Genomic DNA, 13,368 nt, shown 5'->3' on the forward strand with positions numbered 1-13,368 from the left:
GCTGAAAGAAATGGATGGAGTTTTTCCGGTTCATTTTTCAATGATTGGCTGTAACTTCGCCATGCTTCATTTCGTTATGTTAATATATAAATGAAATATTGGGATAAAAGAGGAGAACGAGGATGAAAAGTGTGTACTCTGACGATCCGCGCGAACAAGAAGCGGCCATGCAGCGACATTTTAATATCCGCTTGAATTTATTTTTCTTTAGTGCGTTCGCGATTTTCACGGTCATCATCGTCCGACTGGCGATTCTGCAGTTCGTGGAGGGCCCGAGCCTGTCGCAACAGGAAACGCAAATGCGGGTGAAGGATGTTCCCTTGGCGCCGGTCCGCGGAACGATCCTTGCCGCCGGGGGCGAGAAGCTGGCCTACTCGACGCCTGTGCAGTCATTGTACATCACCTTGCAGAAAGACTATAGCAATAGTACCGATAAGGGCAAGGCCAATCGTCCCGAAGCTCTGGCTCTGGCCGACAAGCTGAAGGAAGTTTTTGATAAGTATGGGGATCCCAATGCTACGCCGATGACCAAAGAAGAGATCATTGAGGCGATGGATATCGATTACCGGCAGAATGGCGGTTTTACCCCACGCCGGATTAAAATGGATCTGACGAAGCAAGAGGTCGCCTATTTCCTCGAGCGCAAAGACCAGTTTCCGGGAATAGAAATTGTGGAAGAAAGCATCAGGCATTACGATAAAGATACGGTGGCCGTTCAGGCGATCGGATATTTGAAAAAATTCAAGTCGACGAACGATGTCTCTTTTTATGACCCAATACGGGAAGCGCAAGGGGAAGATCCTGCATTGGAGTATACTCAGGAGGAATTTGTCGGATTTGACGGTCTGGAAATGTACTATCAGAATGAACTTCGCGGGAAAAACGGATACAAGAAGGTGCCGATCGATCCGCGGAATATGGCATCCGGCGTTTCGGAGATAGTTCCGCCGCAGAAAGGGTACGATCTCCATACGACGATCAATAAAAATGTTCAACTGGTAGCTGAACAGGCCATCCTGGATCAAATTGATTGGGTGCACAACAATAGGGTGTCCGGTGAAACACACCCCAACGCCAAAACCGGCTATGCAGTAGCCATGGAAGTCGACACCGGGAATGTAGTTGCCATGGCCAGTATGCCGGATTACGACACGAACTTGTGGCAAACCGGCAGTATATCCAATGAGGCATGGAGCAAAATTAGCACAAATTATCAAAACGGTACGATAACACCGTTTAGCTCGGGGCGATCGGGACATGATTTCGATTCCGCCGTACTGCTGGGTTCAACTATCAAGCCGCTGTCAGTGTTAATCGGATTGAATGAAAACCTATTTACTACAAGCACTTATTATACCGACCGAGGAATCGCATATTTCGGTAAGAACGATTCCTCCAGCGTTCGGAACTCCCAAGGTCACGTTTACGGCAAATTGTATCCCGCCGATGCGATTCGCAATTCGTCGAATGCTTTCATGGTGGATATGGTCGGTGAGAAGCTGTACAAAAAATATGGCTCAAAAGGTATCGAGGTTTGGGATAACTACATGAAAGAGTTTGGCCTTGGCGTTTCGACCGGAGTGGATTTGCCGAAGGAATATCTCGGAAAATTGGGATATAATGATGAATCCGAAACCGTCCTTTCACGGCTCGTTTATGCTTCCTTCGGTCAGCAGGGCGGTTACACCACAATGCAACTGGCTCAATATGCTTCGACGCTGGCTAACCGGGGCAAACGGATCCAGCCGCATTTGGTCAGCAAAATTACGGACGAGAATGGGAATGTCGTAAAAGAATTTACACCGACGGTTCTGAATGAGGTCAACTTTAAGGACGCTTACTGGGATGAAGTAATCGACGGTATGCAAACCAATGTGTCAACGGCCTTTAGCGGTTTCCCTTATGATTTTGCGCGTAAGACGGGGACCTCCCAACAATACGGTAAAGGAGCAAATAGAGATAACGGGGTGTTTATCGCCTTTGCGCCTCGGGAAAATCCGAAGCTGGCCGTGGCCGTTATTATCCCGGAAGGCGGATTCGGCTCATACAGCGCCGCGCCGGTGGCGCGCAAAATTTTCGACGCTTACGACCAGGAGTACGGGCTGGACGGAGTGCCGAAGAAGACGCTGAACCAGCAGTCCGGGCAAAATAACGGAACTACCGGTACAGCGGGAACTACGGGAACTGACGGAAACTAACTAAATACCAAAAAATCAACATTAGCTGGAGAACCTACAGTTATTTCTCGGAAATTCTGAAGAATTCTAAAAATAACTGGAAAACCTCCAGCTATTTTTTTGTTTTTCGCTGAGTTGGGAGGATGTCGGTGTAATTAACTGGATATTTTCCAGCTAATTGTTCCGAATCTATCGGGCAGCCTGAAATTAGCTGGAGGAAATACATTTATTTCAAGCAAGAGGAAATTTCCTCTTGCTTTTTGGTATGTTTACCCTTTAAAATTTGCATCAAGGAAACAATTTTAAACTTAACTAAAAATTAATTATCAGGGAAACAAACATTTACTTGTACAAAAAAAAGGCGCAAGGCGAAAAAAGGAGGAGTGATGAAAATGGAAGAGATAAAGGTAAAGAAGGGGCCACTGCAACGGACGAAAATGACGTTAAGTATCCTGGCGCTTATCGTGATCGCGGCTTGCTCCAAGGTGGAGGGGGAGCCCGGTCAGCAGCGGAGAGCTGAAGGCGATGGCAAAATTCAGATCGTCGCGACGACCGGTATGATTACGGATGCCGTTCAGGAGATCGGAGGCGGTGAAGTGGAGGTGCAGGGGCTGATGGGACCCGGCGTTGACCCCCATCTTTATAAGGCATCGCAAGGCGATATCGAGAAGCTGGGCAACGCGGAAATCATTTTTTACGGCGGTCTTCATTTGGAAGGAAAGATGACGGAAATCCTCGAGAAGCTGGAAAAGCGAAAACCGACGGTGGCCGTTTCGAAAGGTATCGATCCCTCGCTGCTGCGCTCCGGCGAGGATGCAGGCGGTTCCCAATATGATCCGCATATTTGGTTTAACGTCAAGCACTGGATTTCCGTTTCCGAGACGATCCGGGATACATTAGCGGAGTACGATCCGGATCATGCCGCGGAGTACGAACGGAATGCGGAAGCTTATATTGCGGAGCTTCATGCGCTCGATGCGGAGGTTAAGGAGCGGATCGCCGAAATCCCCGAAGCGGGTCGCGTGCTTGTAACGGCGCATGATGCTTTCGGTTACTTCGGCGATGCGTACGGCATCAAAGTGATGGGACTTCAGGGCATCAGTACGGCGGCGGAATACGGTTCCAAGGATGTCGGCCAATTGCGCGATTTCCTGGTGGAGAACAAAATCAAGGCGGTATTCGTGGAATCCAGCATTCCGACCAAATCCATGGAAGCCGTCATCGCGGGGGCGAAGGAAATGGGGCATGACGTCCGCATCGGCGGGGAACTGTATTCCGACTCCATGGGCGAGCCGGGATCGGATGCGGACACCTATATCAAAATGATCCGTCACAATACAGATACCATTGTCGAAGCTTTGAAATAACCGACGGGGGAGGCGGTATTCATCAGCCCCCGAAAAGGAGCGAACATCAAAATGAACGATTATCCTCTTGAAGTCCAAGGTTTAACGGTCGCTTATCAGAAAAAGCCGGTGCTGCGCTCGGTTTCGTTTCAAATTCCCGCAGGCCAGCTGATCGGCGTGCTCGGTCCCAACGGGGCGGGAAAATCGACCTTGCTTAAAGCCGTGCTAGGCTTGACGCCCAAGGTGGAAGGGGAAGTGAGCATCTTCGGCCGCCCTTACCGGGAGCAGCGAAAAAGCGTCGGTTATGTTCCGCAGCGCGAATCGGTCGATTGGGATTTTCCGACGAACGCGCTCGATGTCGTAATGATGGGGCGCTACGGCCATTTGGGCTGGTTCCGGCGACCGGGAAAGGGGGAGCGGGAGGTGGCCCTGGAGTGCTTGACCCAGGTCGGAATGGCGGATTATGCCGGGCGGCAGATCAGCCAACTGTCGGGCGGACAGCAGCAGCGGGTGTTTCTCGCCAGGGCGCTGGCGCAAAACGCGAGGCTGTACTTTATGGATGAGCCGTTCGCCGGAGTCGACGCCACTACGGAAAAGGCGATCATCGGCCTGCTGCACGAGTTGAAAAAGCAGGGTAAAACGGTCCTTGTCGTTCATCACGACTTATCCACGGTGCGGGAATACTTCGACCATGTGCTGCTGCTGAACGGTGAACTGATCGCGGCGGGACCGACAGCGGAAGTGTTTACCCCGGATTATCTGCAGCGAACATATGGCGGGCGGATCGCGATACTCCAGGATTTCGCCGCCGTCCCGGTAGGAAAGGTGTGAGCCTAATGATTAACACAATGGTCCATTGGTTTGCCGACCCGAACATGCGGTGGATCCTGATGGGCTCGCTGCTGCTCGGTTTGGGGAGCGGGGTGATCGGCTCCTTCGCCTTCCTGCGCAAGCAGAGCCTGCTCGGCGATGCGCTGGCTCACGCCGCGTTGCCGGGAATCTGCATCGCCTTCATGCTTAGCGGCGTAAAATCGCTCGGCCTGTTTATGATCGGAGCCGTCATATCCGGCGTGATAGCTACGTTTGGAATTCATGTCATCACCCGTTATTCCCGGATCAAGCAGGATGCCGCGCTCGGCATCGTGCTGTCGCTCTTTTTCGGGATCGGCGTCGTGCTGATGACCAAAATCCAGCATAGCGGCAACGGGAATCAAAGCGGTCTCGATAAATACATGTTCGGCCAGGCGGCGTCGATGATGCTCTCCGACGTTTATTTGATCGGCAGCGTATCGCTGGTGCTTATCGCCGTATGCACATTATTGTATAAAGAATTTAAATTGGTCAGCTTTGATCCGGGCTTTGCCAGGGGGATAGGGTTAAAGGCAGGGCTGCTGGAGCAATTGCTGCTTTTAATGACCGTGATCGCGGTCGTTGTCGGCATTCAGGCCGTCGGGGTCGTACTGGTGGCCGCATTGCTGATTACGCCCGCCGTCGCGGCCAGATACTGGACCGACGCTTTGGGCGTCATGATCGTGTTGGCGGGCCTGTTCGGGGCCTTGTCCGGCGCGGCCGGAACCCTGATCAGCGGGACGCTGTCAAACCTGCCGACCGGACCGGTGACGGTGCTGGCGGCCACCGCGTTGTTTCTCGCGTCGGCGGTTTTTGCGCCCAACCGGGGATGGCTGGCGAAGCAGCTTCGCCTTTTAAACCGGCGGAATGAGATGAAACGCGGGTTTGAATTATCGGCCGAGGATAGCAGAGCGCTGATTTCAAACAGCGGGCATTCGGCGGAAAGGAGTGCGGATTAATGGCTGATTTTTGGATCATTTTGACCGGCGCGCTGGTCGCGGCCACCTGCGGGATACTGGGCTGCTTCCTGGTCCTGCGGAAAATGGCGATGGTGGGGGACGCGATCAGCCATTCCGTACTGCCGGGGATCGCAATCGCCTTTTTGCTCAGCGGGACGCGGGATTCCTTCCTGATGCTTGCGGGAGCGGCGGCGCTGGGGCTCATCACGGTATTTCTGATTCAGACGCTCCAGCATGGCGGGCTACAGTCCGACGCTTCCATCGGGATCGTATTTACGGCGCTGTTCTCCGTAGGCGTAATTCTTATCAGCCGGAATGCGGCGAACATCGACCTGGATCTCGACTGCGTTCTGTTCGGAGAAATCGCCTATGTGCAATGGGATACCCTTATCATTAACGGTTATGATATGGGGCCGGCCGCCGTTTGGATGCTGGGCGCGACGCTTTTGCTCGTACTTGCTGTGATCGGTTTGTTCTATAAGCAGTTCAAGCTTTGCGCTTTCGATCCGGCGCTCGCCGCCGCCTTGGGCATTCCCGTCGCATTGTTTCACTATCTGCTTATGGGGCTGGTCTCCTTATCGACGGTGGCCTCGTTCGAGAGCGTCGGGGCTATCCTCGTCGTTGGCATGCTGATCATCCCGGCTTCCACCGCTTATCTGCTGACCGACCGGCTGAGCATTATGCTGCTGTACAGCGTTCTGATCGGCATCGCCAGCTCGGCGGGGGGCTATTACGCCGCCAAGTGGCTGGATGCCTCGATCGCGGGCGCAATGATCAGCGTGGCCGGCATCCTGTTTGCGCTGGCGTTCGTTTTTTCGCCGCTGCACGGGCTGCTGGCGCGTTACAGGAAACACCGCAGCTTGAAGACGGCATCCGCCCGGGCATAACAGCAATTAGTAGAAATAAGAGATAGTAGTTCCGTATGCCGTTATAAAACTCCGACGCCGATATATTAACCATTGAACCTGGGCTGCCCCCCAGGTTTTTTGATATTTGTCCGGGATTGTTTTTTTGCGGTTTCCGTATCGGTGCGGCTACTGTCTTTGTTGGGCTAGGGGGTTTATGTTAAAATGTCGTTATGCTATCGGATTATAACGGAAGTGGAGCAGAATGGGGGATCATTTGTTGAAGTATAAATTGCTGGCGTTGGATATGGACGGGACACTCTTGAACGACAATCATCAAATCTCGCCGGAAACGGAGAAATGGGTTCTTAAAGCGGCTGAAGCGGGGGTGCATGTGTGTTTGTCGACCGGGAGAGGTTACAACGAGGCCGCGCCTTTCGGTAAACAATTAGGGCTGGACACGCCGATGATCACCGCAAACGGCAGCGAGATCTGGAAATCGCCGCGGGAATTGTACCGCCGGGAGCTGCTGGATAAGGCGATCATCGCAAAAATGTACGATATCGCGCAAGAATACGGTATCTGGTTCTGGGCGTATTCCGTAGAGGGAAGCTATAATGAGACCAACTGGAAACCCGAACTGTTGGAGCGCAATCAGTGGGTGAAATTCGGCTACCATACCGAGGATGACGGGATCCGCCACCAGCTTATGCTGCGGCTGCAGGATCTCGGCGGGTTGGAAATCACGAATTCTTCCCCGTATAATTTGGAGATCAACCCGGCAGGCGTCAACAAGGCGAGCGGAATCCGCACGGTATGCGGGTTGCTTGGGCTCGACATGTCGGAAACGGTGGCGGTCGGCGACAGCCTGAACGACCTGGCGGCCATTCAGGCGGCGGGTCTCGGCGTCGCGATGGGCAATGCGCAGATTGCGGTGAAGGAGAACGCCGATGTGGTGACCGCCTCCAACAATGACGACGGCATCGCCTTGATTATCCGCGATTATATTTTGAGTTAAGGAGTGGCCTAACGATGGTGGCTGTGCTCGGCTGGATTTTGGTGGTCGGTTTGTTTCTCGTCGGAATGGCAGGGGCGGTGTACCCCGTTTTGCCGGGGGTTCTCGCCGTATACGCCGCTTTTTTCGTCTACGGGTGGTTTTTCTCGTTTGAACCTTTTGGCTGGGTATTTTGGACCGTTCAAACCTTGATCGTCGTAGCACTGCTGGTGGCGGACTACGCCGTCGGGGCCTGGGGCGTCAAGAAATTCGGCGGCAGCAAGCTGTCCGTATGGCTCAGCACGATCGGCATCATCGTCGGACCTTTTGTGATTCCGGCCTTCGGTCTGGTTCTGGGTCCGCTCCTTGGAGCGATGCTCGGGGAATTGATCAAGGGAGAGAGTCTGGGCAAAGCGTTTAAAGTGGGCGTAGGTTCGGTGGTCGGCCTGTTCAGCAGCGTCGTCGTGAAAATTATCCTTCAGCTCGCCATGATCATTGTGTTCATCATCTGGATTATTTAGTTCTTAGAAAGAAGGAATTTTCGTTGTCCAAGAAAGAATCGTTTATCAAAGGCACGCTGATCCTGGCGGGGGCCGCGCTCCTGGTCCGCCTGCTCGGTCTGTTTCAGCGGGTTCCTCTGGAGCATGTGTTCGGCGACACAGGGAACGCGTCCTACGGGCTTGCCAACAATGTTTATTTAATGCTGCTGACGGTCGCTTCGGCAGGCATTCCGAGCACCATCAGCAAAATGGTGTCCGAGCGCTATGCGCTGAATAAGCCGGAAGAAGCGAAGCGGATTTACAATGCGGCGCTGATGTTCGGCGCGGTATCCGGGGTTTTGATTACGGCGTTCCTCTACCTGATCGCCCCGTACTATGCCACGAATATCGCCAAAGTGCCGGAGGCCTCGACGGCGATCCGGGCGATCGCCCCCGCCCTGCTGCTGTTCCCGACGATCGCGATGATGCGGGGGTATTTGCAGGGGCGCGGCAATATGTCGGCCTCGGGCGTCTCGCAAATCATGGAACAAATTCTGCGGGTCATTACGGCGATCGGCCTCGCTTTTGTCATGTACGGCATGGGTTATTCCGACCGCTGGCTGGCGGCCGGCGCCTCGTTCGGCACCGTGTTCGGCAGCATCGGCGCTTTCGCCGTAATGGTGTATTACGGCCTGAAAATGCGCAAAGAGGATGAACGCAAGCTGCCGCTGGAATATGCAGCGGCTAACGGGCCGGTCGTTCCTTATAAACGCATTTATATGGATATCTTTAAATTGTCGATCCCGATCGTACTGACTTCCTTGACCGTCTCGGCGGTGAATTTCATCGACGGCTCGATCGTCAAAACGCTGCTCATCGGCCATATCGGCGAGGACGCGGCCGAGCAGGCGCTGGCTTTCCTGACCTCGCGGGCGCAAATGGTCGCCGGCATTCCGCCGATCCTGGCCATCGCGCTCAGCACTTCGCTGATTCCGGTCATCTCGGCGGCGTTCGTCAAGAAGGATGAAGCCCACTTACGCAGTCAAGTGACGCTGGCGATGCGGATTTCCATCCTGTCGGGTCTGCCGGTCGTCATCGTGCTCGGAACGGCCGCCTACTCCGTCAACGGCCTCCTGTTCAAATCACTGGACGGCAGCGGAATCGTCGGATTTCTGACGTTTATGACCATCTTTCAGATTACGATGATGACGAGCAACTCGATTCTGCTCGGTGTCGGCAAACCGTATTTGTCGATGGTTCACGTCATCGTCGGGATCGTCGTCAAGCTGGCAGCGAGCTACGCGCTGGCGCCGCTCTGGGGCATTTATGGCATCATTGCCGCCACCGGGCTGTGTTTCCTCGTCATCACGCTGCTGAATTTGTGGGCGATGAAAAAGATCGTGCCTTTCTCGCTGATGGGCAGCCGTTGGCCCGGCTTCCTGCTGACCACGGCCGTGCTCATCGGAGCCGGATACGGGCTCAACCAGGCGGGGATTCAAATGGTTTCGTTCATGCCCGCCCGGCTGGCGTTCTTCCTGACCTGCGGCATCGTCGGCGTCGCCGTTGCCGTGCTCTACCTGGTGCTGCTTGTCCTGATGCGCGTCGTGCGTAAGGACGAGCTGTCCGGTTACCCGGCGCCGCTGCGCAAAATTTTGTCTCCGCTGATGCGGCTGCAGCGTTCCGGCGGGACGGGATCGGGTTCGGCCAAGTAAAGCGAAATCGCTGTGACAAGCAAAGCATCGCTTAAAGCTCGCCGCCACCGTCGTCACCGCCGCCGCCCAAGCCGCCGTCGGCGTTCCCGGCGCCGCTGCCGCCGGCCGCGACATCGTGGGCGAGTGCGGCCTTCAGGATGCCGCCGCGGTGCTCGCGACTGATGTCGCACAGGTACGGCGGCTGGGGCGCGCTGATGCCGTCCAGCGCGCTGTGGTCCCTCAGCCAATCCTCGCGAGTGATTGGCTCATAGGGCGTGTCGCCCCAAGCGTCCAGCAGCTTGGGGCTGTAGAGACGCGCGTCCAGCGGCAGCGTCTCGCCCTCCAGAAGCTCTGACCCCTGTACCGGGGAGGTCAGAGCTTCTTCTTTATTGGCCGTGAACAGCTCCGGCCAATAGTCTGCGCGCGAGCCGCTGTGCGGCACGCGGTCGGCGAAGCGTTGCGCGCCGGATTTCACGGCGCGAAGGCCCATCAGCATCGCGTACAGGCCCTTGCCCAGCGCGATGCGGTCGGCGAGGCTGCCGAAGTCGGACACGACGCGCCCCGCCAGACGGCGTACGCGGCGGCCCCCGGCCCGGTCGCCACCCTCGCTCGCTTGCGGAGGCCCGCTCTCCTCATCTCCGTCCGCGGCCTCCTCCCATAGCGGGAACACGATCTGATTCAGCCCGGCCAAGCTGTTCAAGTGAAACGAGGCCTTGTCGGCGGCGTATTTTTGGTAATACGGGTGGCGCATCACCCGCTTTTCGATGTAGTTCTGCTCATTGATAATAAGCCCGACCGTCAGCAGCGCGCTGCCCCGGTCGATCCAGAACCGTTCCCAGAACGGGCGCATAAACCGGGAGACATGAAAAAAGGGAAGCAGATGGAATTGGCTTGATCCAAGCTCCCGGCTTTTCATGTACAGCATCAGCTGCGGATACGCATCCTGAAAGATCAGCGCGTTGCTGCGTTCAAGGAACCGGTAAAAGGACCGCTTATCGTTCTCGTCCAGCAAATCCGCGAGCCTGCCCCTGAGGTCCGTCATGTTCCAGCCCGCGTTCCGGGACACCATATGGGCCAGGAAGGCCCATTGCAGCTCCGGGTAGGCCTGGTAGCAAGCGAGATAAGCCTCGGTGCGGGTAATATTGCTGCTCCCGGCCCGGCTGGTCGCAAGCGCGATTTCTTCGGCAAGGGCGAGGTCCTGCTCGCTCCAGCTTCCCTCGAGCAGCGCTCTCGCCGCCGGACCCCGCCGCAGCAGGTCTTCGATTTCCGCGGCCACCGTACGGGCCGAAGCCTCATTCCAGTCCAGGGGGACGCGATCCTCACGCAGCTTGCTGGAATCGGCGATATCGGCGGCCTTGCCCTTGACGGCTTCCCCGATGACGGAAGGCAGGCGGCGGAGTATATCTTTTAGGCCCGGGGCCTGTCCCTGGGGGTCCGGGTCATGGGGGAGTTGTTGTTTCATGAGCAACCTCGCTTTCTTATTTGAAACCTTTACTAATTCCGCTTCTTTTATTACAAGTATGACCATTTATTTGACTTCCACTCCGGCATTTGGTTGACTTAAGGGGAAGGCAAAATTGAAACCGGAAAGGACTGAATCCGATGAAACAAGTGCAAAACGAAGCCGAATTCAATGTGAGCATTCAATCCAGCAGCCTTGTGGTCGCGGTTTTTAAAGCGGACTGGTGCGGGGATTGCAAGTATATCGATCCGTTCATGCCGGAGGTCGAGCAGAAATATGCGGACCGCCTCACTTTGATCGAAGTGGACGTGGACAAGGTCGGCGATGTTAGCCAGGAGCAGAACATCCTGGGTATTCCTAGCTTCGTCGCTTATGCGGACGGCCGGGAACTCGTGCGTTTCGTCAACAAGCTCCGCAAAACGCGGGAAGAAATCGAGGATTTCCTGAACAAGGCGCTCGATGTATACCATACCCTGCATGATACCCCGGAAAAAAGAGATTAAATTATTGCTCATCCGAAAATAAAACGAAAAAAATCACATCGCCCCTGGCAAAGCAGGCGGCGATGTTTTGCATTAATGAACATTCTTTAACAGTTTCTCTATCCTTCCCTTATCCGATCAGGTATAATGAAATATGGTCTATACTCTGATATAGCGGGTGAGAAACCTTGAATACGAAGCAATTAAAATGGCTCAGCTATTTTTCCTGCCTTGTGATGTTTCTGGCTACATTAGGCGGCAGCGTCGTAACGAAAACCGAATCGGGACTCGGCTGCGGCAGCGAATGGCCGCTGTGCAACGGAAAATTTGTCCCCGCCCATACGGTGGCCTCAATGATCGAGTACTCGCACCGTGCGGTCAGCGGAGCGGCGGGATTGCTTTCGCTCGCTGCGTTCGTAGCCTTTTGGATGTACCGTAAACAGCGCCGGGACTTGCAGTTTTACTCTTTCCTCGCGCTTGTATTTGTGATCGTTCAGGCTTTCATGGGCGCGATGGCGGTGATCTACCCAACCTCCGCGGCCGTAATGGCGCTGCATTTCGGCTTCTCCCTCATCGCGTTCGCCAGCTCGGTAATGCTCGTGCTCGGCATCCGCGAGGAAGAAGCGAGAGAGAAGCAGGTGCCGCCGCTTCCGCGATATTATGTCTCCAAGAGCTTCCGCAACCTGACCTGGTTTGCGGCGGCCTATACGTATATTGTCGTTTATCTCGGGGCGTATGTGAGCCATACGGATTCCGCCGGGGGCTGCACGGGCTGGCCGCTGTGCAACGGGGAACTGGTTCCCGAGCTGTCGGGCGGCGTAGGGATCGCATTCGTGCACAGGGTCGCGGCGGCGCTGCTGTTGATCATGGTGGCCGCCGTCGGCCATTTTGCCTACAGAAAGCACCCCGGGAACCGGGAAATCCGCATGCTCGGCGTGGCGGCGACGATTTTGGTCATCGTGCAGGTATTGACCGGTGCCGGCATTGTGTTTACACTGAACAATTACGAGGTATACTTGTTTACTTCTCTCGCCCACATCATTGTATTGGCCGCTCTGTTCGGAGTGCTTTGCTACATGAGCGTGAGAACTTGGCAACTGAGCAGAAGTACCGGAGGCGACGTGGAGAATGGCCGTAATCGGCAAGCTTCCTGAAGCCTTATTAGCGGAGCCGACCGCAAGGACAGGTAGCGGAACCCGGGAATGAGACCGGAGCGAATCGGGAAGTGTTATAAGATAAGGTTATCCGCGAATAGACCGTCTGGCCCTGTTCGTGCGAAAAAGCGGAGGGAAATGTTGATGCTGCGAAGCTTGCTTGGCGAACCGCCGAGACAAAATGAAGGCTTGCTTAGAGAAACGATCGACGCCATGGTGATGACGACAAAGCTGCTGCGTAAGGAGACGGAGCTTCATCAGGACCCGACCCACGATTTCCGGAAGCTGGAGATCTGGACGCTCGGTCTGATCTCTTCGCTCGACGAATTGGAGCAATGCCTGCATGCGTCGGCATTTTTTCGCCGGAAAGTCGTTCACGATTCCGTGGAAGATATGGACCCGGCGGAGCGGGAGGATTATGCCCGGTACGTGTTTTTTTACAAGGACGGGTTTATTCGCGTGTTTTCCATCCTGGATAAACTGGGGACGGTGCTGAACGAGCTGTACGAGCTCAACACGTCGAAGGTGAAGGCGCATTTCTCCTACTTTACGGTGCTTCGCCAATTCCGCTATATGAATGTACATAAGGAGCTGGGAGACCGGCTCGTATCGATCAAGGAGAAGTACAAGGAATCGCTGGATATATTGCGCCGGCGCAGAAACACGGAGATCCATTATATGAATTCGGAGATGAAGGATGATCTGTGGCAGCGGCACCAGACTTTGCAGGGGAAGATCGAGCTGGAGGATCTGGATCAGCATCTGCTTGATCTGGAACGGGGTTATACGATGGTCTGCGAAACGCTGAAAACGGTGTTCGTATACACGAACCAGCGCTGGAAAAAGGTCGCGATGAAATAGAATATATTTCCGATCGGAATTAAATATATTTTTCCTTTGACAAAAACCCGCAAAGATCTTATACTCAAA

The 13,368-nt window shown here is 54.9% G+C and carries 12 protein-coding genes; 11 read left to right on the forward strand and 1 reads right to left on the reverse strand.

What is annotated here, in order from left to right:
* Positions 1 to 122 precede the first annotated feature (122 nt).
* From V3851_RS21985 to V3851_RS22020, 8 genes are all read left to right on the forward strand, one after another.
* Positions 123 to 2,198 (forward strand): peptidoglycan D,D-transpeptidase FtsI family protein, encoded by a 2,076-nt coding sequence (locus tag V3851_RS21985; RefSeq protein WP_331848671.1) that lies wholly within the window; start codon positions 123 to 125, stop codon positions 2,196 to 2,198.
* A 371-nt stretch (positions 2,199 to 2,569) separates the two neighbouring features.
* Entirely contained in the window at positions 2,570 to 3,544 is a 975-nt protein-coding gene (locus tag V3851_RS21990) for a metal ABC transporter solute-binding protein, Zn/Mn family (protein WP_331848672.1), read from the forward strand.
* Between the two features lie 51 nt (positions 3,545 to 3,595).
* Entirely contained in the window at positions 3,596 to 4,354 is a 759-nt protein-coding gene (locus V3851_RS21995; protein ID WP_331848673.1) for a metal ABC transporter ATP-binding protein, read from the forward strand.
* Between the two features lie 5 nt (positions 4,355 to 4,359).
* The gene (locus V3851_RS22000) at positions 4,360 to 5,331 is read left to right on the forward strand and encodes a metal ABC transporter permease (protein WP_331848674.1); all 972 of its coding nucleotides are present in this window, start codon (positions 4,360 to 4,362) and stop codon (positions 5,329 to 5,331) included.
* The gene (locus tag V3851_RS22005; protein WP_331848675.1) at positions 5,331 to 6,218 is read left to right on the forward strand and encodes a metal ABC transporter permease; all 888 of its coding nucleotides are present in this window, start codon (positions 5,331 to 5,333) and stop codon (positions 6,216 to 6,218) included. The genes V3851_RS22000 and V3851_RS22005 overlap by 1 nt, the downstream gene beginning before the upstream one ends.
* 223 nt (positions 6,219 to 6,441) lie before the next feature.
* Positions 6,442 to 7,194: a Cof-type HAD-IIB family hydrolase gene (locus V3851_RS22010; RefSeq protein WP_331848676.1), complete on the forward strand. Its 753-nt coding sequence runs from the start codon at positions 6,442 to 6,444 to the stop codon at positions 7,192 to 7,194.
* A gap of 17 nt (positions 7,195 to 7,211) precedes the next feature.
* On the forward strand, positions 7,212 to 7,691 hold the full coding sequence (locus V3851_RS22015) for a DUF456 domain-containing protein (RefSeq protein ID WP_331848720.1): 480 nt from the start codon (positions 7,212 to 7,214) through the stop codon (positions 7,689 to 7,691).
* 23 nt (positions 7,692 to 7,714) lie between these two features.
* Positions 7,715 to 9,361 carry a putative polysaccharide biosynthesis protein gene (locus V3851_RS22020; RefSeq protein WP_331848677.1) on the forward strand — a complete coding sequence of 549 codons (1,647 nt, stop codon included), beginning with the start codon at positions 7,715 to 7,717 and terminating at the stop codon, positions 9,359 to 9,361.
* A gap of 31 nt (positions 9,362 to 9,392) precedes the next feature.
* Here the strand turns inward: V3851_RS22020 and V3851_RS22025 are convergent, their stop codons facing one another.
* Positions 9,393 to 10,802 (reverse strand): DUF2515 family protein, encoded by a 1,410-nt coding sequence (locus tag V3851_RS22025; RefSeq protein ID WP_331848721.1) that lies wholly within the window; start codon positions 10,800 to 10,802, stop codon positions 9,393 to 9,395.
* Positions 10,803 to 10,942: 140 nt separating this feature from the next.
* Here V3851_RS22025 and V3851_RS22030 point away from each other — a divergent pair, with 140 nt between their 5' ends.
* The 3 genes from V3851_RS22030 (at position 10,943) to V3851_RS22040 (ending at position 13,299) form a co-directional block, all read left to right on the forward strand.
* On the forward strand, positions 10,943 to 11,305 hold the full coding sequence (locus tag V3851_RS22030; RefSeq protein WP_331848678.1) for a thioredoxin family protein: 363 nt from the start codon (positions 10,943 to 10,945) through the stop codon (positions 11,303 to 11,305).
* 167 nt (positions 11,306 to 11,472) lie between these two features.
* Positions 11,473 to 12,438, forward strand: a complete 966-nt coding sequence (locus tag V3851_RS22035) for a COX15/CtaA family protein (protein WP_331848679.1) — start codon at positions 11,473 to 11,475, stop codon at positions 12,436 to 12,438.
* Between the two features lie 144 nt (positions 12,439 to 12,582).
* A complete protein-coding gene (locus V3851_RS22040) occupies positions 12,583 to 13,299 on the forward strand; it encodes a Cthe_2314 family HEPN domain-containing protein (RefSeq protein WP_331848680.1) in 717 nt (238 codons plus the stop codon).
* Positions 13,300 to 13,368 lie beyond the last annotated feature (69 nt).

Source organism: Paenibacillus haidiansis, from assembly GCF_036553665.1.
GTDB classification, from domain to species: Bacteria; Bacillota; Bacilli; order Paenibacillales; family Paenibacillaceae; genus Fontibacillus; species Fontibacillus haidiansis.

Excerpts from the sequence above, each read along its gene's own strand:
- V3851_RS21990 (WP_331848672.1), top strand. The coding sequence starts at position 2,570 with ATGGAAGAGATAAAGGTAAAGAAGGGGCCACTGCAACGGACGAAAATG.
- V3851_RS22005 (WP_331848675.1), top strand. The coding sequence starts at position 5,331 with ATGGCTGATTTTTGGATCATTTTGACCGGCGCGCTGGTCGCGGCCACC.
- V3851_RS22025 (WP_331848721.1), bottom strand. The coding sequence starts at position 10,802 with ATGAAACAACAACTCCCCCATGACCCGGACCCCCAGGGACAGGCCCCG.
- V3851_RS21985 (WP_331848671.1), top strand. The coding sequence starts at position 123 with ATGAAAAGTGTGTACTCTGACGATCCGCGCGAACAAGAAGCGGCCATG.
- V3851_RS22040 (WP_331848680.1), top strand. The coding sequence starts at position 12,583 with ATGCTGCGAAGCTTGCTTGGCGAACCGCCGAGACAAAATGAAGGCTTG.
- V3851_RS21995 (WP_331848673.1), top strand. The coding sequence starts at position 3,596 with ATGAACGATTATCCTCTTGAAGTCCAAGGTTTAACGGTCGCTTATCAG.
- V3851_RS22000 (WP_331848674.1), top strand. The coding sequence starts at position 4,360 with ATGATTAACACAATGGTCCATTGGTTTGCCGACCCGAACATGCGGTGG.
- V3851_RS22030 (WP_331848678.1), top strand. The coding sequence starts at position 10,943 with ATGAAACAAGTGCAAAACGAAGCCGAATTCAATGTGAGCATTCAATCC.
- V3851_RS22010 (WP_331848676.1), top strand. The coding sequence starts at position 6,442 with ATGGGGGATCATTTGTTGAAGTATAAATTGCTGGCGTTGGATATGGAC.